This is a genomic window from Bradyrhizobium sp. 76 (assembly GCF_023073025.1).
Classification (GTDB): Bacteria; Pseudomonadota; Alphaproteobacteria; order Rhizobiales; family Xanthobacteraceae; genus Bradyrhizobium.
In genome coordinates, this window is record NZ_JADPIS010000102.1 from 1 (window position 1) to 20,986 (window position 20,986).

Sequence of the window (20,986 nt, forward strand, 5' to 3'; positions counted from 1 at the left end):
ATCGATCTCGGCCTTCTTGACCCAGTCATGCAGCGTCTGCGGCGTGCAGCCGATCTTGGCCGCGATCGACATCACTGCCGCCCAGCGTGACGGGTGCTCGCTGGCGTGATCCAGAACCATCCGAACCGCTCGGGTCCGGACCTCGGGTGAAAACTTGTTTGTCGTCCTGCTCGTCATGGCTCCATCCTCTCAGGAGTTGGAGCCTCCGGCAAACCCGGGGCGGTTCACACTGAGGCGCGAGTATTCCGTCAGTGGACACGAAGCACATGGTTTTGCCCTCTTCAAGCCAGGCTCGCAAATGTCTTTAGTGGCACGTGTATTGCTGGGACACCGTAAATGGATCCGCACGACCGTGACGATCTCGCATTCGCCGGCCCAGGAGTTCATATGAAACTTGCTCGACTCAATGCCTTGGACCTGCGCTATTGAGTGCGGTCCCGCCTAAAGCTTTGCCGCGTCCCTCGCGGATGCCGCTGTCGTTCTTCGCGTCGGGTAACTGTCAAGACCACCAGACACGACTAGCATTGAGCGCGCTTACTCCCGAGCAAATCCGAACCAGTGTGACACGTTTGGGCGGCTCTGTGTCGAATGCATGCAGCGGCATGCGAATGTTGGCGTCGGACCGGGAGGAAACCAAATCAAGCTTGGTCTCGAGCAATGGCCGCTTCCTGTCGAAGAGGGGAGCGGACAGTAGTTGTTCAATGGCACGCTGGAGCAGATCGAGCTCGGCGCCCGACCCGGCCCGGCGCGGGTCACACTCGAAGGTGGAGCACCATTTTCTCCAGCAGTATTCGCACTCCTCAGCGCCTGAAGTCTTTCCTCGGTGCCGTTTCGCACCGCCCGAAGGACATTCGGCCTCGGCCACGGCATTTGTCTTCCTCGCCGAACCATAATCATCCCGCGTGTCCCCGAGCGGATGGCGACACTCGGCCTGCTCTACGGTGGTTGCCTCGAGTAGGAGCCGACAAATCCGCGTCTGATCGAAATGCACGACTTCAGTAACGAGCCCGAGCTTAAGAGCGCGATGTGACACGAGCAACGAAGCTGCCATCGGGCCTTGCCTTCACAAGAAAGCTAGAGGAGTTTAAAAAAATGCGTGCGCCGTCCTATTCCGAGGCCTTGGAATTCGCGATCGACCGCTCGTACGACATTAACCTTGACATGTTGAGGTCACGGAATTTGCACCTTGACATGCACAACGATTATCTTGTCGGCACATATCCGCCTCTCAAGGCAATGGGCGACCTGAATGCCGAAAAGTTGTTGCTTCAGGTTTCGTCGTCAATTGATCTCTATTTTCACATGCCCTTCTGTGATCAGTATTGTACCTTTTGCCACTTCGCCAAGGAAATCAATCCATCTTCCGGGCGAGTGGAGCGCTATCTGGCGGCTTTAGATAAAGAGATGAGTTGGTCGGACGCAGCGCTGGGTGGCAGAGCTGTTGAGACTGCTTTTTTTGGAGGCGGCACTCCCTCGTTCTTAACCAACCGTCAACTCGAAACGCTATTTGGCATGATTAGCCGGCGCTTTGACTTGTCTAAGTCGGAAGTGAGTTTCGAATTGCATCCCTCTCTTGCAAAGCAAGTGGACGCTGCAGATCGCATATCCACACTGCTTAGAGCCGGCGTAAACCGCTTCGTATTGGGCGTTCAGAGTTTAGATCCGAGCATTTTACGCATATTGAACCGCGGGCACCACGTGGACGAGGTAGTACAACTCGTAAAGTTACTGAATGAGATGGGCGTTCAGAATCTGTCGCTTGATCTCATGTATGGGTTGCCGCAGCAAACGCTCCGGAGCTGGTACGACTCACTTATCGGCTTACTGGATATGGGAATAGAGAAGTTCAATGTATTCCCATTGATGTTTAAATCTACAGACCCCGTAGCCCGCCATTTGGCTAGCGGACGATATCAATTTGCCGGGGCTAAGGAGCGCATTATCATGCATTTTATGGCCGAGCACATCCTCACGAAACTCGGCTATCGCCATGGGCCGATTTTCTATTGGAGTAAGCAGTCGCAGCCGCACTCAATTCAACAGAGCCGCAAATACGATTCCTGGAACGACAATAATCTGGTCCCGTTTGGGGTTGCCGGGTTTGGTTACATGAGCCAGTGCCAGTTCTATAACGAGGCAGATTTAGATCGCTACCTATATAGGGTTGAGGCGGGCGAGAAGCCTGTGTGGAAGGGTGTTGTCCTGTCGCAAGATGATCTCATGCGCAGAACGGTAATGTTTGCCCTGCGAAGCAGTGGGGTGTTGCTCTCCCGCTTCGAGCGGGAGTTTGGGGTGTCGATCGAGAAATGCTTTGGCCGCGAGCTTGAACTCTTGAACGCGGCAGGACTCATCTGCATTTCAAACGGCCTGCTTTCGCTAACTGCCGCCGGCACTATCAATTCGGGCGCCGTATCGCTCCTATTTTTCTCGAACAATATACTCGAGCGGGTCGCGTACAACGACAGTAGGATAAGAGACAAACGAACTGATCTGCTCGAAAAGCACGATTACTCACCGGCCGCACGATACGGGTCAAGTGCCGAAATGCAAGTTGCGTTTCGATGAAGTCGCGTGCGCGCTCATTTATGGTCGCTCCTTTTTCCGTTTCCACCCCGCAAGGCTCGCCCTGCCAGGCGGAGGAGATATTTTCGCATCTGTCCGATAGCATTGATCGCCGGCAGCGAGAACGCCCGCTTGGGCTTGTCAGCAATTTTGTCGCCGATCAACTGCCGCACTGCATTGCGGAGATCAAATGCAGTGAACGACCAGATGAAGCGGTTAAGGCTCTTGGGCGTAATATCAACGCGCTGATTGCGGAGGCGGACTATGAAGCGCAGCTGCTAAGTCTGCCGCAGTCGGACTTCGAGATCGCTAAGACAGACATCCAATATCTTGTAAATTGTGCTTATCAGATGTCTGCGTTTGCCGGCCTTCATCCCGTGGACGCCGAGCTGACGGTGGGAGAGGTACTGATCCGCCTTGCGCGCTCGACTTGTCAACGGCGGCCTGGCATTGAGGTCCTCTCCTATGAAGATATGATCCTTACGAATCCGCTGCAGAACGATCCACGCGTATACTGCCTCGGCGCGGCCGGCGTGGAGGAGCGAGATTTTTGCTTGGGCCACCAGATCATCGAGAGCGAATTGCAGTCAGCAATGGACGCTCTGCTCAAGTTGCGTGATGTGGCCGACGTGGATGCGGGGCAATGTCTTGCGACATGCCTGGAGCGCCTTGAGTCAGCAAACAATGTTCTGACGCGCTTTTATGAACATATGTCGCCGGACTTATTTGGCCAATTTCGTGTGTTTTACGGAAAGAATCCTTATAAGAATACGCTTGGTCCAAGCGGCCGCTTCTCGGCCCGTATCGTGGCGGTCTCGGTGCTACTGGTCGGTGAAGAACTCTTCCACCAGAAACCGCAATTTTATAGGGATCTGTACCGGCTGTCCGAATATTATCCGCAGAGATGCATTCACGAGGTATTCCGCTGGCTGTCGTCAGGTAAAGGGAGTGCACCGCTCAAGCCAGGTTGGCTAAAGGGGAAAGCGGACTTTCCCAGGGTTGCGACCATTTCGCCAGTCGTGGAGCATCACGGCGGCGAAATCGGAACGCTGCGCACGTCCTGTGTTTGTGCACTGGATCGGTTTACCCGGATGCATCGTAGTACGGCCTTAAAATATACGGTTGAGCCGGGTCGTCCAGTTGTCGGAGTTGAGGTATCGGAAAGTGTTGAGGCTGTCCTTTCTCAGCGGCTGTTGACAGAGGCGCGCCCGTAAGCCGACGGTGGTCTCTGCGTGGCTAAAAACAAAGGCGCAGGCGTCCGCCACCGGTCGAGAGGTAATAGTCGATGTCTCAAGACGAACTGATCCTTCGTCGGTTCGAGTCCGGGGATAGCGATGATGCATGGCATCTGCACAGAAGCGCATCGCAGGATGTTGGTGTGTGTGGCCCGGAAGGGGCTTGGGAGGATGATTTACGCAATATCGGGGAAGTATACATCGCCTCGGGCGGTGACTTCGTAGTTGCGCATATTGGTCCCCGGTTCGCTGCCATGGGTGGGCTGAAACCTTTTGATGATGATATCGCAGAACTAAAACGTATGCGGGTCGACCCCGTCTTTCAGCGACGAGGGTTTGGAAGGAGGGTTCTTCGTGAATTGGAGTCGCGAGCTGTTGCTCTCGGTTTCAAGTGGATAATGCTCGATACAACAACGATCCAAGTAGGGGCCCAAAGACTTTATGAGAGCGCTGGCTATGTTCGCCGCAGGGAAGGGATGTTGCACGGATATGCAGTGATCTTCTACGAGAAGCGGCTCATTTGGCCAGGAATGACCCCCGCTGAGCAAATGAGGTTGTGAGACCGGACAATCCAGTGAAGCTCTACGGACGCGCAACGAGCACAAATTCAATCACTTGCCCCCTGACTAGCCGAAATGCCCAATCTCGCTCCTTGGGAATGACGTGGAATGCGCTCAGATACAACCGTATCATCCGCGAGGACTTTCTCATTGAGCTTCGCGAGATCTGCGATCGGAATGAATCGTGTCACTGTAGCTGACAAGGACGTGAAGGTTTCGCGACCGATAGGCCTCGAACGCACGCACAAACTCACGTCTGGCCGAGCCAGCGTTGCATTCAAAACGAGAGCTGATACGGTGCGCCAGCGGCGGATAGGCGAAGACGCTCTGGAGTGTCGTGGGCTCGCGACGTGAGCCTTGCCAGCCGGCATACAAATCCACCTCGATTCAACCGCAACATTCTGTTGCGTATGGAATCCAAAAGTCCGCTCTTGGCGATGCGGGTGGTGGATGCACGGGCGCGTCCAATCGCCCCCTACCAGCTTGTGGTGGTCGCCCTTCCAGATCGTGATGCTACTCGGGCGTATCGACCGGTTGCGTGCCGTAGCGCTCGCAGGCTCTCGACCAAGGACCCAGCTCGCACCCTTCTGGATCACGATCGAGTACCAAACCTGCATCAAGCAGCTGCGGATCGTGTCTCACCAGCTTCGTGGTGCTCACGCCCGTATTCGGGTCAACTACCATTCGGTAGTCTCGTTCAAGCAGCTCTCGCAGGCGCTCGATGCGAGCGAACCGGAATGGATGGACCGGTTTAATCATCGGGCCAGGCTCGATCGGGCCAGGCTCCTCGGGTCGAATGCGAACAATTGGATGATGAAAATGACGGCGGGCGACGGGTTACGTTCATGAGTCGAGCTGTCGGTTCTCCGCCGAATGCCAGTCCGCGCCGTAGAGGCGGATCATCTCCCGACGGGACCGCTCGATGAAGATGCGCTCAACGCAAAAGCCTGCTGTCACTGAAGCCGCCAGCGCAAGGCCGCAGACCATATAGTCATTCATGAAATTCCAAAACATGTTGCAGCCGGCAACTCCCATAAAAGTAAGTGCCATGACCGTATTGCGAAATGCCTTAACCATGTTGCCCCCAGTCAGTGGGAACTTTACCATTGCAACCATGGCGATTAGCAGCGTTTGTCCTTGTTAGGCGCCGTCTTTCTGCTCGATCGGCCTCGGTGCGCCCGCGCTGTCGATGGCCGTGGGTTCCCCATTGCCCGGCGCAGCTCATTCGATCGCGTCGGAGTCCTGGCGCGGATTGCCCGATCCGATACAGCTCGTGGACAATGACCTCTACTCTCCGCATCTCCTCCGACGACCACAGGCGTGGCACATCAAAATAACCGAGCACCGGTTCGGCGCTCGGCCGCCCAGGCGAACCGATTCGAGGATGAGAAGCGCCGAGGGCTCGACAGGGTCGGCTACGCCGCGATCCAGCGCGATTTCGAGTATATGCGCCGCATTCCTATGCCGAACGCGAGATAATGGCAGTGAATATGACCTCAAGTTGTATCACGCTAGATGATCCACGTTGCGACCTTTAAGTGACCTCTTTTGGGGCTTCAATATGAAGAGACTTCTGGGACTCTTGCTGCTCGCCCATTCCTTCTTCCTTTCCGCCGAGGCCATCGCACAGGGGCTTCCTGCCCCCTCGTACTGGAAGAATGAACGAGGTTCAGAACTTTTTGTTTGGTCCGCCAATAGCGGGGCAATACAAGGGACTTTCACAAACCATGCTCAAGGGTTTGCGTGCCAGGGCATTCCATATCCTGCATCGGGAGCCGTTAGCCCTGCTGGCTTGTATTTTGTTGTTACCTTTGCCCAGTGCAATTCCTTCACCCGGTGGGTTGGAAAGCTCAACGGGTCTCAAATGCCGACCTCATGGACGCTGTTCTACGTTGACAAGAACGGCAAGCCCGGCAAGTTGAAGGGTGCCGATACATTCACGCGCGTATGGTAGTTTTCAATCTTCTTGCTCTGTCGTGACCTTAGATTGGAAACTCACTCTCGCGAGTTTTTGGCTGCGTCTCTTCGGGAAATGTGGGCTCGCCTTCGTGGAGCACTGGCCTGTCCAGGATCAGCTTCGATGCTGGACAGCCGGCAAGTCGTGCCGAACGGCCCGGAAAAAACATCAAAGGGCCTCTCCCGAAATCCGAAAGGACATTCTGAATTTGCGTCCGAATCGCGGGCAGATCCGTGCACTACCGTTACTTTTCAGGTCCTTGTTTTGAAGCCGAGCGCGGGCTCCGGCAGATGCCGCTAATATCTGCGGCGGTCGCGTTGCCTGAGTTTGGTTGACGACGTGAATTTTCAGCTCTCGATACCCAGAATTCTCACACAGCGCGATTCGCAGGCTTCGCCGCCGGAAGTAGCCAAGGGCGCGCTCAGTCTAACCGTTCCGCGAAGCTGCTTGCTATTGCCGGTTCATGTTGCGCGGCGACAAGATCGCACGTTCGCAACGAGTACGGACTTGATCCCTCTCTAGCCATTAGGTAGATCCCGTCATTTGGAATTGGAGATACTTAGTGACAACTGGCATCGTAAAGTGGTTAAACGCGACCCAGGCTATGGATTTATCAAGCTGGATGATGGCGGAGCCGACGTTTTCGTGCACATAGGGCGGTCGAGAAGGCCGGCTATACCGTCTTGCAGAGGGGGCCTTGATCAGGTTCGAGATCAAGACTGGCAGCTCAGGCGAGGTATCGGCAGAAAATCTGCGTACAGGATGATTCGCGCTATCAGCTACATGATGCGTCAACAGTGATTCGCCTAGGGCGTCAGCATTCTTCGCGCTTACATGCCTCGATCTGACTTCGGCGAAACACTTCAGAGTCGGCAACCTCGCATGAAGGCGCACATCAGTGTTAATACGCGATCTCGTGTTTTTTCAAAACCATTATTTCTCATGTAAGAAGATTCGCAGCCGCAAGATCTTCGATTGCGGCCCCAACAGACTTGAAGAGAGTGATCTCTTGCTGCGAAAGGCGGCCAGACTTCAAACCATTGGTTAACTCATGAAGATCCCCCACAAATCATTGAGGCGTCCCACCGGCCTGGGGGCACCCGCATAGTATCTACGAACACGCGGCTGCGGCAAACAGCATCGTCGTCGGTCCACGCATTTCTGGCGTGAATGCGCCGACGAGATCGAGATGTGTTCCTGGCCTGAGGTGCTGGCCTACGATCAGCGGCTCACGTGACGTGGTGGCGCAGCTAACGATGTCCGCCACCGAGAGAGCGTCCGTCAGATCAGCAGCCGGTTTCGCCTTGAGACCCTGATGCTCAAGCGTGTCCGCGAGAGCTTGGACACGTTGCGCATTGCATCCCCAGACCAGCACGGCTTCAATCGGCCTAACTGCGCGATGGGCAACGGCCAAATAGGAGGCGAGCAGGCCGGTTACAATCAGCAGCAGCGTGCGGCTGTCGGGGCGTGAGAGATGTCGTGATGCGAGCGCGGAGGCGGCGGCTGTACGCCGATTAGTGAGTGTTTCGCCATCGATCATTGCGCGCGGCCGGCCGGTTGCCGTCGAACAGCATGTAAAGCGAGGAAAGGCAGGGAGACCGCATGCCCCGCTCTTCGGAAACACGGTCACCAGCTTCACGCCGAGTGCCTTGCCCCGCTCTCAAGCCGGCATTGTCAGGAGACGACCTGGGCTTGCAGCGGTACCAACATTATAGCTCTGCCGCACTGGCATCGCTTCTCCGCCGCGCCGGACGGCTTCGCTTAAGGCATCGATCAACCTGGGATAGTCGAGGCCGGCATCTACCTCTGGGCGGAGAAATAACGCGACATGATTTCCTCGTTTTCATTCGAAGTTCGGACGAGTTTAGCACCCGTCGCTCGATGACAGCACGGTCTATACCGCCGCCAAAGAGGCCGTCGCCAGCGTTTAAATTCCGTGTGAAGCTCGACTGAACGTACAGAACACAAAATCTCTCGCCTCGTAGCAACAGATCGAGGTCAATGGCCGTCGGAGCGCGAAGTTGAGTCATGAGCATGCCGATGACAGTCCCATACTTGGCGAACTCGTTTGAGTAATCAGAACCGGGTATCCATTAGGTGAACAAGTTGGGACCCCGCGATGTAGAAGGCTTCCCGCGCGGCACGAAAGCGTCGCCGTTCAACGGCAGTGACCGGCAGCGGAAGATCGTTCTCCGCGATCTGACCCAGAACGTACGAAGCCAACACACTGCCAAAGACTGTGCCAGGTGCGATGCCGCGACCGTTGTAACCGCTGAAAGCAACGACGTTGCGGTCGAGCTCGTGAAAGCGCGGCAGGTTGTTCGAGGTCATTCCAATCATGCCGAACCAGCCGGTTTCAAACTCGACATGCTGAAGTCCCGGAAACAGCTTGCGCAACGATCTCTGAGCCCATGCCCGGTGAACGGATGCGCCAATACCCTCAAGGGCACCAACACTGCCAAACACGAGGCGCCCGGAGCGATCCAAGCGAAATGAAGAGAGGACCTCTCGAGTGTCCCACGCTCCCTGCCGTTCAGGCAGGATCGACTTCCTCAGACCATCCGGCAGAGAACCTGTAGCAAAGTTGAAGTAGGGCAGATGGATCTGCTCCTGCCGTACCTGCGACCAAAGTCCTTTAGCATAGGCATCCGTCGCAACGATCACCCATTCCGCATCTACCGATCCGCTTTCTGTGCTAATCCTCCAGCGCAGGCCGTTGTGTTGCGCAGTAACAGCCTCGCTCTGTGTGAATATCCTAGCCCCCGCTGCAAGCGCGGCTCTCGCTAGACCGTGCACATAGGCCAGCGGCTGTATCGTCCCGGCGCGCTTATCGAGCAGCGCCCCGCTGTATTCGCCACCGCCGACTTTCCTGCGTGTCTCATCTGCATTTAGCACTACGACAGGGGCGCCACGCTTCTGCCACTGTTCGGCGCGGGCCTCGATCTCTTGCAAGCCCTTACGTCCGACGGCACAATGCAGGGTACCGGCACGTTCCACTTCACATTCGATGCCATGCTTTTGGATGAGGTCGAACACCTTTTGCGGTCCACGGCCGAGTTGTTCAATCAACCGTTCGCCGAACGGGACGCCGAGCGTATCCGGAAGGGTGTCAGGCATCACCCACATGCCCGCGTTAACCAGACCGACGTTCCGGCCCGAACCGCCGAACCCAATTTCGGACGCCTCCAACAGCGCGACGCGCGCCCCTCCTTCGGCGAGATGAAGTGCAGACGACAGCCCGGTATATCCAGCGCCAATCACGATCACATCCGCTGCGGTGTCACTGGCGAGGGAAACAGTGTCTGGCGCCGGTGGCGCGGTGAGAGCCCACAATCCATGTGATGCTGAATTGTTTCGCATCCAGCAATCCTCATACTATTCTTGGTTCTTGATCAGCCCAGGTCGTGCTGCAATCAGTGCCGCGCCTAAGGGTCAAGGATGGGTACCATTTCGTCGATATGTGCATCGATCCGTTCGAGAACCTGCCCAGGCACGACGTCGCGTTCTGGAAGAACTGACCACCTGTCGCGCACGGCCGCCGCGGTCTCAGCTACAGCCGTCACCACTGCCCCCTCTGGAAGACGGCTGCGGTTCGCGAAATTGCGCCAGCGCTCTGGAGTCAGGGCCTTGAATGACTTTTCGCCCGCAAGGCTCAATGCTAGACCATCTTTCGGGATATACGAAATTGTTGAGAGCACGTCGTAGATTGGCGCCAACGTAGGCCTCCGTCCGTCTCCAGGATACAGTAACGACCAATTCTTGAGATGCATGTCGCCATTGCCGGTGATCGCGGTGAGCGCAAGACGACGGACAAATTCGATCGCGGAATCGAACGAGACACCGCTGTTCAGCGCGGCCGCGATATTGTGATACGCCGCACCGGTATATTTCTCGGACGGATAGCGGCCGAAGACCTGTGCAAAGTCCTCCATATGCACGCGCGCTGCATCGGCACCGCGATCGAAGCGACGGACAAGAAGCACTTTGCCCGTGGACATGGTGTTAAACTCTTCCGGAATGCCGGCGAAATCCGTCTTTTCGACGAGCTCACGTGCAGGCACTTCCATCCCTAGCGCTTCCGCTAAGGCTAGGATCGCGAATTCGTTTTCCGAAAGCCCAATGTGGGTGAGGGAGGGAAATTTCGCGATGTACTGCCCTTGCTCATCGTCGACGGCCAGCGTGATCCCCCCTTCTTTTCCGGTATTTTTGATGACGGAGAGCTTCATCTGGACACCGGCGAGCGAAAAGCGCGCCTTCTTCTTGCCTTCTGATTCTGGCCCGGCCAGAACGGGAACGCCGTCGCTCGGCAACGCTCGTACCGCTCCCGGTAGATTTGTCCCCAGTGCTGCCAAGAGATCGAAGTCGTTTCCAGGTCTTACTGACGCTGCGTGGTGCTTTTCCATTGCTTCGCGCAGTTTCTCTTCGGGCAGCAAGTTCGCGAAGAACGGCGGCAGCGCGCCGCGTATGGGTTTGGGATCCCGGCGGAGGCTGCCATCCGCCGAGCGAAGCGACAGGCTGAAAATCGGAGGGTCGTTCAAGCTCCGATACGCGGGCAAGAGATTGAATGCGCTGTAGTCGCCCGGCGTTCGCACGAGCGTGCCGACGGCAAGATCGTTTAATGAGATGTCGAGCGATTGGATACGTTCAGCCGCGAGGACAGGCTTATTCATGCTCCTCCTCAACATCTGACGTGAACGCAGGATGGTCATCATCGCCCGTAGCTGGCTGCAGCATTGATTGAATAGCCGGTACCATCGCTTGCGGAATCAGCATCATTTCCATGCCAAGGGCGCGAGCAACGTTGACGAGTGTCGTTGCGCGCGCTGCAGCGGCACCCGTTTCAATGTCGCGATAGCGGGGCCTGCTAATGTTCGCCCGGAGGGCGACTTGCTCCTGGGACAGGCCAGCAGCCCTTCGCGCTCTGCGAAAGTGCAGGCCAAGTTCCTCGAGCAGCGGGCTTGGAGCCGAAGCCATGATATGTTCCCGGATCATTAACCCCGAAATGATATGTAAACAGATCGCAGATCGCAGTCAAGCGAAACGTGAACAGATCTTCTTATCGATAATGATCCTTAAACATATCTTGTTCCAGCGGCATTGTCGTCTAAACTGTTGACTCTGCTGCCAGAATGGCCCTTGGGGCTAATGCGCCTGACGCGATGAAGGAGCCAGATCTTATCGCCAGGTTGACACAGATTCCCATGGCGCTCGCGTGCATTGGGCGCATAGGAATGGCAGCCAGGGAACGAACCCGATCCTGGACCGCGGTGCGTCGCTTTTATGGAACGCCAGTTGAAAGCGGTCGGTAGATGGATCATCGAAGTTCTTCCATGACGCGCCGTCCTAGTGGCGTCGTGCCGAGTCGTTTCCGTGAGGCGCCTTTGGCGCCAAGCAAGTCCGTATTGCCAAATCAATTCCGATGTCCGCCGGCCCGCCTCGATGTAGCTACGAAGCGTCGAACTACCTATCAATTCGTTTTTCATTCTTCGACATGCTTCCCATGACGGCCAATAGCCTGCGGGCGTGACCGGGCCGCTGACGTGGCCACTCGCAGGGCCGCAATGCGAGCGGAGTGGTCTCGGCTAGCTACCAGCAACTTTTCTTCTATTCGCGTTGATATCCAATCCTACGACGCGCAATTAACGTGTTCCTATGCAACATCAACCGGAGCATGATGGTCAAATCGGCGGCACTCGACAGGGAAAGTTCGACGACTGCGTTGATTCTCTTGACGTCCCCGCCCAAGAAGCGACCAGGCGAATACACAAGAGCCTCGCTCGCTTCAATCGTGAGAGTTGACGATGGGCCACTTGAAGGAGACGCTCCGCACCATGAAGCGACCTCGGAAGAATCGCGGCATGCCGCCGCCCGCGACGTTCGATATCGATTCGCTGCCGGGCAGCTCAAACTTAACGGCATTAGAAACGGCCGCCGTGATCCGGCGCACGCCTGGAGCCCTGGAGCTATGGCGGCGCAATCCGAACCACCCGCTGAAATGGCGCTACGTCGATGGCCGCCCGCTTTACCGAGTTGATGCGGTGCGCGACTATCTGGCCGGACGCGATGAGACAACTAAGTCGTTGCAGCCGCATAATGCTCGCGAAGACGGCCAAGCAATTCGGCCTTGATGGGATCGAGCGGATTCGTCCGCTGCAGGCGCACGACCTTGCCTCCCCGTTTAGCGCCGACCAACTCCGCGATGTAGTCATGAGCAGCTTCGAACGCCATCTTGCGGATGATCCACTGTTCGTCGTGATTGTAGACCTGATCGATCCCGCGCGGCTTTTGCCCGACACACAACCGCTGGATTTCGTTGTCATAGCCGCAGCGTGACATGATGGTTCGCAAGCTGCGCCTTAAGTCATGCATTGTGAACTTGGCGACACCCGCTTCCTTGACCAGGCGGTCGACCAAGTTTGTGAAGCCCGACATCTGGCCGCCGGTCTTCGGTGACGGGAAGACATAGTCCGACGTCGCACGCTGGAAATGTTTTGCGGCCGTAAGCACCTCCTCAACGAGGTGGGTACGCGGCACGTCGTGGTAAACGCCCATCTTGGTCCATGCTGCCTCGAAAGTGATGCGGTCATCCATGACGTGATTTTGCCACTCGATCATGGCTGGCTCGCTGCGGCGCGGGCCGCCAAGTAGGCACATTCGTGTCAATAGCCCAAACGTCCCAAGCTTGCCGGATGCGTGCCAGACTTTGATGATCTCCTCGTCGAGCAGCGCCCGGCCCTTCGTTCGGCGCCCGACCCGCTGCGCGCGCGTCTCCTTGGGCACGCGATAGCCGGCGAGCACGTTGTGCTCGACGTAGCCTTCGCCGACGCACCATTCGAGGAACGTGTGCGTGTGCTTGCGCAAGTCCTTTGCTGCGCCGCGCTTGCCGGTCTTGCCGATCCTGTCCACCGCCGCCATGATTTGCCGTCGCGTGAGCTCGGCGATGGCGAGGTCGAAATGATCTTTCAGACCGCGTCGGAGTGCCGACATAGCCGGTTTCCAGTTGACGACCTGGCGCCCGGTCAGGGACATTTCGTAGGGGCCATCTTCAACGATCAAGGTCGCCAGTGTCGTGCACTGCCGCTCGGCCAGCGCTTGCCGCTTCGCCTCGCGCTTGCCCTCATTGGGATCGATCCCAATGACCACCTCCCCAGCGACGACGGTGGCGGCCCTGCGCGCGGCCTTCTCATTGAATTTGGGCCATGCACCCAGCGTCTTGCGTTGGGTGCCTTTCGTCCCAGGCTTCGTGAACATGAAGACCCAGGTCCTGCCACCCGTCGCGCGCATCCTGATCGCGAGCCCCGGCTGCTCTGTGTCGTGCAGATAGTGCTGCGATTTGCCCGGCGGCAGCGTCGCCGCACGGATGGCCGCGTCAGTGAGTCTCAGGTAGTTCGTCGTTCCTTCAGCTCTGAGAGATTCTTTACTCTTTTCCATCGTTTGTGCTCTCGCTCCTTGCGCCCTGAGACGGGTCGCGGCGATCCTAGAAGAAATGGACCACAAGCCATTGCCTTCGCGTTCCCAGTTAATGTGCCCTAAGGGAAATCCTCCGAAGGGCACAGCAGGGACATACAACATGTGGTAAGGCCAACCCAGGCCACGGATGGTCCAATATGGCAACAAGTCCTTACCTTACAAGGACTTTTGCAATAAAACTATGGCTGGATTAGGTTGGCTACAGTCCACCAGTTGTGGTTCACACGGGAGAGGTCCAAGGTTCGATCCCTTGTGCGCCCACCATCCACCTTCCTGGACCCTGCTGATTGCGGCCCCATCGTCGACGCCTGCAGGCGTGTCGGGACCGCCTCAATCGAAAATGTCGAAAACAACCCCATGCACAGTAGCCGACCCCAGTCGGACCAATGGGTTACAACCATACTATTTTTCCGAAATCGGTTTGACTTGCCGGGCAAAACACCGGCATGATGGCATCGTCGCGGTGGCCTGAGCGGGAAGTATTAGGTCATCGCCTTTGCGCATCAGCTTTTTGTTTTGCGCATGATCTCCCCTCGTCATTGCGAGCGTAGCGAAGCAATCCAGAGTCTTTCCGTGGAGACAGACTGGATTGCTTCGCTGCGCTCGCAATGACGGAGCAAGGAGTGAGACCGCGCCGGCTGACGCGCACGCCACCTCGAGCTTCAAGCCGCCCGCACCGGCCGCCAGGCTGCGTACAGACCGACCAGGGTCCCGATGGCGACCAGTGCTGCGGCCAGCAGCAGCTGCAATTCCCCGTCGTCGGTGGTGCCTACGGACGACACGAGTTTGGTCACGACGACGAACAGAACGCCCACGGAAGCTGCTGCGCCCACGCCGAGATAGGCGAGCTCGCGCGTCAGGTTACGGCCGAGAAGTCCGAGTGCCGTGAAATACATCGCGCAGGCGTTGGGATGAACGAACAGGGCAATGCGCGCGTAAGGACCGTAGGCGTCGAGGAGGGTCTCACACCGGTTCAGTGCCGCCTTTGAGGCAACCCGCTGCAACAGCGGTCTGAAAAAACGAGCCTGCCCGTAACTCAGGACGGCGCCGACGATGATAGCCAGCCACGCCACGATAAAAACGGAGACGTCCGCGGGCTTCGGATTGAGCGCCACGGACATCAGGATAAGAGCGGTTCCGGGGAAATAGCCAAAATACGGGAAGACCGCCTCCAGCAGCACGCAGACGAATATGAAGGCCGGAAACCACGCCGAACCGGTCGCATCCTGGACGATGGCGTTCAGGTCGAAGAGGTTTGTCCTGTACAGGACGAGGTACATGCACATGGCCAACCCGGCCAGCGCGTAAAACGGCAACGCCCCCGACAGAAACCGCCTCATCCAGCTATCGGGCGTTGTTGCGCGGACACAGCGGAAACCATCGATAAACGTCCCCTACCCAATCGACAAAATCTCGATCTCCTGCGCACCCGACCCCACGACATCCCCGACCGCCTTCCCCATCAACGACTTTGCCACCGGCGCCACGAACGAGATCGTGCCGGCCTTGGGGTCGGCTTCGTCCTCGCCGACGATGCGATAGGTTTGCACGCGGCCATCGGCGCGGCTGAAGGTCACCGTGCTGCCGAAGGCGACGGTGTCGGTCGAGGCTGGGGCGGGAACGACCTGCGCCGTGCGCAGCCGTTCGGTGAGATAGCGGGCATCACGCAAGGGCACCGCCGATTGCCGGCGCTTTTCGTTGACGTCCTCGATGGCCTGCGCGGCTTCATAGGCCTCGCGCGCGTCCTGAAGCTGTCTTTGCAGCGCCTGCAAGCCCGCTTCCGTCACGAGGTTCGGATGCGGCGAGATCGGCCGATCCGGCAACAGCGTCTCGGCGGCGGTTTCCGCGCTCTCTTCTTTGGTAAAGGCAACGCTCAAGTCGAAAATCCTGTCGAACTGTTCGGGCTCACGGCCACGATCATATCTCAAGTTCGACAAAACGGCGCAGCTTGAAGACGATGTCCGGCATGGCCTGGCGGAACCGCGTGGCATGCCGGAACGTGGTCGAGAACGGCGCGAAGGTGATCATCGCATTCCAGTGCCTGTAACCATAGACCGTCACGGAGGCACCGGTCGCCGGAAAATTGTCGAGCTTGCGCAGCTCACCCAGGACGAGATCGGCGATCGCTTCAGCAGGCAGCAACTGCTTGCCATCAGGCGTCGTGGCGATCTTCGCCGGCGGCTCGACCGGCTTCGCAGCGGCCGTCGCCGGATTGGGAGCGTCCTCGGAATTATTCTCCGTGTTGTTCTCGAGCTTGGCCGGCGGCGTATCGGCGGCGGGCAGCTCGACCAGCTCAAATCCGTTCGTCGGCGCTGTCGGCGGCGGAACCTCGATGAGGGGCGGCGGCGCGACACTTTCTGCGGCGCGCTTGTTGCCTCCCAGGATGCTGCTGATCATGGCCACAAGGCCAGCATCCCTCACGTCGTCACTCATTACTCCCCCAAGTCTCCCCACAAGGCTTTGGCCCAGTCTAACACCCCTCCGGCAGGCCGCCACTACGTATGTGTGGTCGGCCCCGCTTGGCCGAGGCCTTCTTCAAGGCTCTCCCTCGATGGCACCGGCGGCACGACGCCTGATCAGGTCTTGCCACCGTGCGATCCGTCACTGCTTTTCGAACGGAACATATTGCTGGTATTCCTTGGGCACCCGGCTGCGGTAACGCGCGGGCACGGTGCCGTTGTCCATCGAATAATCGAGTTCCTGCTGCCGGGTCATCTTCCTCGCCGGTTGCTTCCTCGCCGGCTGCTGGCTCGCCGGCTGCTGCCTCGGCGCCCCCTTCTTGGAGTCCGTCGGCTGGCCGGGGGTCTCGGTGGCTGCATTCGGCATTGTTATCCTCTCCGGCGCAGTATTTGTCGCTGCAGGGGCACCGGCGGCTGGTGCGCTCTGGGCCAGCGCGAACGGCGTTTGCATGAGAAGCGCCAGCGCTGCCGTCGCAGCGACCAAATATGATCTTTGCATCAAAACCTCCAAAAATTCCCGATCCGAATGAGGCAAGCGTAGGCCTCGGGGATCGACGTATGCAAGTACGGTTACGATAGGCCGGAAACTCGTCGTGAACTGTGGCCGAGATCACATTGCGGGCGGCCGGCTGCGTCATGATGTACCTCATCGCGAACGCAAGGCATTCCGATGACACCAACGCAGGCACGACCATGCATCATCAGACGAACTCCTGGAACATAGACCTCGGCTGATAGTCCCATCCACTCATTCTCGAAGGAGACTGAAATGCGTCGCACCATCCTCACTCTCGCGTCGCTCGCGGCCTTGATGGCCGTAGCATCCCCGGCAGCCCAGACACATCCTGCGAACGATCGATATTGCATCCAGGGCCGCTCGTGGGGTTACCCCGGCAATTGCCAGTTTGCCAGCTATCAGCAGTGCCTCGCCACCGCGTCCGGCACGTCGTCCTATTGTGGCATCAACCCGCGCTACGCGTTCTCGCAGCAGCGCGACTACTGACGAATTGGCGGCGTGCGCGCATGACGCGCGCGCCGCCACATTTTTGCGTGAAACCGATCCATTTCGCCGACGCCTCGGCGAATTGAAACTGTGCGAACCCGCCTGCGTCCGTCGATGACGAGAATGTTATCCGTCATCGCCACGAAGCAATTCACGATGCGCAGCCGTGGCTTGCGGGAAAGCCGCACCTACCGAAAATTTCGATGCTGGGCAATTGTGATCCATCTCGCTCGTGGCAGGCGTAATCGCGCCTAGGCTGCAAACCCCAGCGCGAGAAACTTGAGCCCGAACGGTTTCATCCGACTTTTCAGGAAGGTGTTTCAATGAGCAGCCGCCACGCAATTGTTCCGCGCGGTCTGAACGCAACGCGTTCGCCGCTTTCGCAAGGCCGCTTCGGCCGCATGTTCCGCAAGCTCGCACCGGCCAGATTTGGCCCGAACGATTCCGGCACGATTGCAAACCTGTCGGCGCTCGCCGACAAGATGATCGCCGGCTTCGACGGGCCGAAGGACGGGCCGGACGCGGAAGAGAGCGGCATTCCTTCGCTCTACACTTATTTCGGCCAGTTCGTCGACCACGACATCACCTTCGATCCGGTCAGCTCTCTGACCAAGCAGCAGGATCCCGACGGGCTCGTCGACTTCCGCACGCCGTCGCTCGACATGGACAATGTCTACGGCCGCGGTCCGAACGACCAGCCCTACATGTATGACGGCATCAAGTTCCGGCTCGGCGAGAAGGTCACGGGCGCGGGCGTGCCCGATGCGGTCGACCTGCCGCGCTTCAAGGGCCGCGCGCTGATCGGCGATCCCCGCAACGACGAGAACAGCATCGTCTCGCAATTCCAGGCCTTGATGCTGCGCTTTCACAACCGCATGGTCGACGACAATGACAGCCTGTCGTTCGAAGACGTGCAGCAGCGCGTTCGATTCCACTATCAGTACGTGGTGCTGAACGACTTCCTGCCGCGCATCGTCCACGCCAGCGTGCTGGACGAGCTGAAGACCGCAGGTCACTACGACCGCAGCAAGCTCGCTTACTACCATTGGAAGACCTATCCGTTCATGCCGGTCGAGTTCTCGGTCGCGGCCTACCGGCTCGGGCACTCCATGATCCGCCCCGGCTACCGGCTCAACGACGCGGCCAACATGCTGCTGCAGATCTTCCCCGATCCCAACAATCCCGACCACAACGCACTGACCGGCTTCCGTGCGATGGGACCGGGACGTGCCATGGACTGGGGCCGCTTCATCGATCTCGACACGCGCCCCTATGGCGTCGAGGACGACGACACCAATCCCGACCACAAGAGGCGGCTGCAGTTCGCCTATCGCATCGATGCCTCGCTGGTGGACCCGCTGCGCAAGCTGCCGCCGGAAGTCGCCTCCAATCCGGCGTCGCTCGCGCTGCGCAATCTCGAGCGCAGCTGGCGGCTCGGGCTGCCGTCGGGCCAGGCCGTCGCCAGGGCGATGAACCTGACGCCGCTGAGCGACGACGACATCATCATCGGCAAGGCGGTCGACGAGCCCGGGACGGGCGATCCGCAAGTCAAGATCGCGACCATCGCGAACGGCGTGTTTGCCGACAACTGCCCGCTGTGGGCCTACATCCTCGCCGAGGCGCGGCAAAACGCGACGGACATGGCAATCCCCGCCACCGGCGGGCCCGCCACGGTCAGGACACCGCAGCTCGGACCGGTCGGCGGTCGCATCGTCGCCGAGGTCTTCCTCGGCATGATGTTCGGAGATAATTCCTCCGTGCTGTCGCTCGACCCGCAATGGACGCCGGTGACCGGCTCCGGGTTCGCGCTGAAGGACCTCGTCGCCTACGCGCTCGGCCAAGGCGATCCGCTGCATTGAGCGGATGAGGGACGATGATGCAAGGCCGCTCGTCGTGCGAGCGGCCTTTTGGCCCACTCCCCTCGACGCGCGGGCGGATGGATCCTGGCAGGCGTGCTTCCCTAACGCAAATCTGTCCGCTTCCTGTTGACTCGCATGTCGAATGGAGAAATCCTTTAGCAACGCAGTTGCCATTGCCAATCTCAGCAGTACGAACTTCGGCGCCCTCGGTTTTATCGGCGCCATCTGACCAGATTTATTCTGAACAGAAAACGGAGGGGCCGATGCGCGCGCTCGCCTTGAGAACCATTTCTCTTCTCGCCCTCGCTACCCTAGGCTCGATTTCCGGCACGCCTGCCGCACGCGCGGAGGACGGGGCCGATGAGCAATTTGGCAAGGTGCACTTCCAGACCTCCTGCAACGAGGTGGCGCAGCGCCGCTTTGATCGCGGGATGCGTTATCAGCACTCGTTCTGGTACCGGCCCGCAAAGGAAATTTTCGAGGAGACGCTGCAGGCCGATCCGGAATGCGCGATCGCCTATTGGGGCATTGCCCTGAGCCTGCTGTACAATCCGCATTTTGCCGCGCCGAAGGAAAACCTCACCGGAGGTCTCGCCGCGCTGCAGAAGGCCAAGGCACTCGGCGCCAAGAGCGAACGCGAACGTGACTATATCGACGCGCTGCTGGCCTTCTATTCGGGCGACGAAAAGACGACGTTTGGCCAGCGCGCGCAGTCCTATCTCAAGGCAACCGAAGCCGTCGCCGCGCGCTATCCCGATGATGACGAGGCGCAGATCGCCTACGCCATCACGCTGAATGTCACGGCGTCACCAAACGACAAGTCCTATGCCAACCAGCTCAAGGGCGCCGCTATCCTGGAGCCGATCTTCAAGCGCCAGCCGCGGCATCCCGGCGTCGCGCATTACCTGATCCATCTCTATGACTATCCGGCGATCGCAGGGCAAGGACTCGACGCTGCCAAGCGCTACTCCGAGATCGCGCCGGCGGCACCGCACGCCTTGCATATGCCGTCGCACATCTTCACGCGCGTAGGCTACTGGAACGAATCCATTGACGCCAATAGCCGTTCCGCCAAGGCTGCCAAGGAGGGCAAGGACCCCAGCGAGCAGCTGCATGCCGACGACTATATGGTCTACGCGCTGCTCCAGCTTGCGCAGGACAGCCGAGCCAGCGACGTCATCGCGGACATGATTGCGACCACTGGCTATGCGCCGGCCGTCCGCGCCGGTCCCTACGCGATCGCGGCCAGCCAAGCGCGCTATATGGTCGAGCGCGGTGATTGGCAGGGTGCTGCCGCGCTGAAGGTCGAGCCGAGCCGGTTTGCCTATGTCGACGCCATCACCTATTTCGCCCGCGCCCTTGGCGCCGCGCGCTCCGGCAATGCAGACGCGGCAACGGCGGACATCGCCAAGCTGGCGGAGTTGCGGGACAAGCTGCAGCAGGACAAGGACGCTTATTGGGCCGAAATCGTGGACATTCAGCGGCAGGTCGCTACAGCCTGGCAGCTCAACGCCTTGGGGAAACAGGCGGATGCGTTGGAAGCGATGCGCCTTGCCGCCGATGCCGAAGACAAGACCGAAAAATCCATCGTGACGCCGGGTCCGCTTGCCCCCGCACGCGAGCTTTACGGGACCATGCTGCTCGAACGCGGCATGGCGACGGAGGCATTGGTCGCGTTCGAAAGCACGATGCGCAAGGAGCCGAACCGCTTTGGCGCGACGATCGGCGCCGCTCACGCGGCCGAGAAAGCGGGGGATACTGTGAAGGCCCGCCAGTATTACGCCAAAGTCGTCGAAACGGCGAGAAATGGCGACTCATCTCGGGAAGACCTCGCGGCCGCACGAAAGTTGATGGCTCAGAATTAGCAAAGGTGCCGCGGCA

General features: G+C 58.8%; 18 protein-coding genes and 2 pseudogenes. 9 read left to right on the forward strand and 11 right to left on the reverse strand.

The window, feature by feature from the left end; translation table 11 throughout:
* A pseudogene (locus IVB48_RS23875) lies at window positions 1–177 on the reverse strand (IS3 family transposase); the annotation flags it as partial.
* A 915-nt stretch (window positions 178–1,092) separates the two neighbouring features.
* Here IVB48_RS23875 and IVB48_RS23880 point away from each other — a divergent pair.
* The 4 genes from IVB48_RS23880 (at window position 1,093) to IVB48_RS23895 (ending at window position 5,206) form a co-directional block, all read left to right on the forward strand.
* Window positions 1,093–2,565, forward strand: coding sequence for a coproporphyrinogen-III oxidase family protein (locus IVB48_RS23880; RefSeq protein ID WP_247403551.1), 1,473 nt, complete (start codon window positions 1,093–1,095; stop codon window positions 2,563–2,565).
* A complete protein-coding gene (locus tag IVB48_RS23885) occupies window positions 2,562–3,776 on the forward strand; it encodes a hypothetical protein (RefSeq protein ID WP_247348829.1) in 1,215 nt (404 codons plus the stop codon). The genes IVB48_RS23880 and IVB48_RS23885 overlap by 4 nt, the downstream gene beginning before the upstream one ends.
* A gap of 71 nt (window positions 3,777–3,847) precedes the next feature.
* Entirely contained in the window at window positions 3,848–4,357 is a 510-nt protein-coding gene (locus IVB48_RS23890; RefSeq protein WP_247403553.1) for a GNAT family N-acetyltransferase, read from the forward strand.
* 450 nt (window positions 4,358–4,807) lie between these two features.
* A complete protein-coding gene (locus IVB48_RS23895) occupies window positions 4,808–5,206 on the forward strand; it encodes a hypothetical protein (RefSeq protein WP_247348826.1) in 399 nt (132 codons plus the stop codon).
* Here the strand turns inward: IVB48_RS23895 and IVB48_RS23900 are convergent.
* Window positions 5,201–5,434 (reverse strand): hypothetical protein, encoded by a 234-nt coding sequence (locus IVB48_RS23900; protein ID WP_247296097.1) that lies wholly within the window; start codon window positions 5,432–5,434, stop codon window positions 5,201–5,203. The two genes, IVB48_RS23895 and IVB48_RS23900, sit on opposite strands and share 6 nt — an antisense overlap.
* Window positions 5,435–5,918: 484 nt before the next feature.
* Between IVB48_RS23900 and IVB48_RS23905 the strand changes: the two genes are divergently transcribed.
* Window positions 5,919–6,311: an avidin/streptavidin family protein gene (locus IVB48_RS23905; protein WP_039798703.1), complete on the forward strand. Its 393-nt coding sequence runs from the start codon at window positions 5,919–5,921 to the stop codon at window positions 6,309–6,311.
* A 943-nt stretch (window positions 6,312–7,254) separates the two neighbouring features.
* Here the strand turns inward: IVB48_RS23905 and IVB48_RS23915 are convergent.
* The 4 genes and pseudogenes from IVB48_RS23915 to IVB48_RS23930 all read right to left on the reverse strand — a co-directional run bounded on the left by IVB48_RS23915 (window position 7,255) and on the right by IVB48_RS23930 (window position 11,288).
* A pseudogene (locus IVB48_RS23915) lies at window positions 7,255–7,953 on the reverse strand (ornithine cyclodeaminase family protein).
* Between the two features lie 437 nt (window positions 7,954–8,390).
* On the reverse strand, window positions 8,391–9,674 hold the full coding sequence (locus tag IVB48_RS23920; RefSeq protein WP_247348824.1) for an FAD-binding oxidoreductase: 1,284 nt from the start codon (window positions 9,672–9,674) through the stop codon (window positions 8,391–8,393).
* A gap of 65 nt (window positions 9,675–9,739) precedes the next feature.
* On the reverse strand, window positions 9,740–10,984 hold the full coding sequence (locus IVB48_RS23925; RefSeq protein ID WP_247348822.1) for a type II toxin-antitoxin system HipA family toxin: 1,245 nt from the start codon (window positions 10,982–10,984) through the stop codon (window positions 9,740–9,742).
* A complete protein-coding gene (locus IVB48_RS23930; protein WP_247348820.1) occupies window positions 10,977–11,288 on the reverse strand; it encodes a helix-turn-helix transcriptional regulator in 312 nt (103 codons plus the stop codon). The genes IVB48_RS23925 and IVB48_RS23930 overlap by 8 nt, the downstream gene beginning before the upstream one ends.
* 827 nt (window positions 11,289–12,115) lie before the next feature.
* On the opposite strand from IVB48_RS23930, the gene IVB48_RS23935 reads away from it, so the two are divergent.
* A complete protein-coding gene (locus tag IVB48_RS23935; RefSeq protein ID WP_247348817.1) occupies window positions 12,116–12,442 on the forward strand; it encodes a hypothetical protein in 327 nt (108 codons plus the stop codon).
* Here the strand turns inward: IVB48_RS23935 and IVB48_RS23940 are convergent.
* From IVB48_RS23940 to IVB48_RS23960, 5 genes are all read right to left on the reverse strand, one after another.
* A complete protein-coding gene (locus tag IVB48_RS23940) occupies window positions 12,387–13,745 on the reverse strand; it encodes an integrase arm-type DNA-binding domain-containing protein (RefSeq protein WP_247348859.1) in 1,359 nt (452 codons plus the stop codon). The two genes, IVB48_RS23935 and IVB48_RS23940, sit on opposite strands and share 56 nt — an antisense overlap.
* A 701-nt stretch (window positions 13,746–14,446) precedes the next feature.
* Entirely contained in the window at window positions 14,447–15,124 is a 678-nt protein-coding gene (locus IVB48_RS23945; RefSeq protein ID WP_247403558.1) for a hypothetical protein, read from the reverse strand.
* Window positions 15,125–15,178: 54 nt separating this feature from the next.
* Window positions 15,179–15,661: a transcription elongation factor GreA gene (gene greA / locus IVB48_RS23950; protein WP_247403559.1), complete on the reverse strand. Its 483-nt coding sequence runs from the start codon at window positions 15,659–15,661 to the stop codon at window positions 15,179–15,181.
* Window positions 15,662–15,701: 40 nt separating this feature from the next.
* A complete protein-coding gene (locus IVB48_RS23955; protein ID WP_247403562.1) occupies window positions 15,702–16,217 on the reverse strand; it encodes a hypothetical protein in 516 nt (171 codons plus the stop codon).
* 168 nt (window positions 16,218–16,385) lie between these two features.
* A complete protein-coding gene (locus IVB48_RS23960; RefSeq protein ID WP_247403565.1) occupies window positions 16,386–16,742 on the reverse strand; it encodes a hypothetical protein in 357 nt (118 codons plus the stop codon).
* A gap of 270 nt (window positions 16,743–17,012) precedes the next feature.
* On the opposite strand from IVB48_RS23960, the gene IVB48_RS23965 reads away from it, so the two are divergent.
* From IVB48_RS23965 to IVB48_RS23975, 3 genes are all read left to right on the forward strand, one after another.
* Window positions 17,013–17,246 (forward strand): DUF3551 domain-containing protein, encoded by a 234-nt coding sequence (locus IVB48_RS23965; RefSeq protein ID WP_247403568.1) that lies wholly within the window; start codon window positions 17,013–17,015, stop codon window positions 17,244–17,246.
* A 323-nt stretch (window positions 17,247–17,569) separates the two neighbouring features.
* A complete protein-coding gene (locus IVB48_RS23970) occupies window positions 17,570–19,105 on the forward strand; it encodes a heme peroxidase family protein (RefSeq protein WP_247403573.1) in 1,536 nt (511 codons plus the stop codon).
* A gap of 263 nt (window positions 19,106–19,368) precedes the next feature.
* A complete protein-coding gene (locus tag IVB48_RS23975; protein WP_247403576.1) occupies window positions 19,369–20,970 on the forward strand; it encodes a hypothetical protein in 1,602 nt (533 codons plus the stop codon).
* Window positions 20,971–20,986 lie beyond the last annotated feature (16 nt).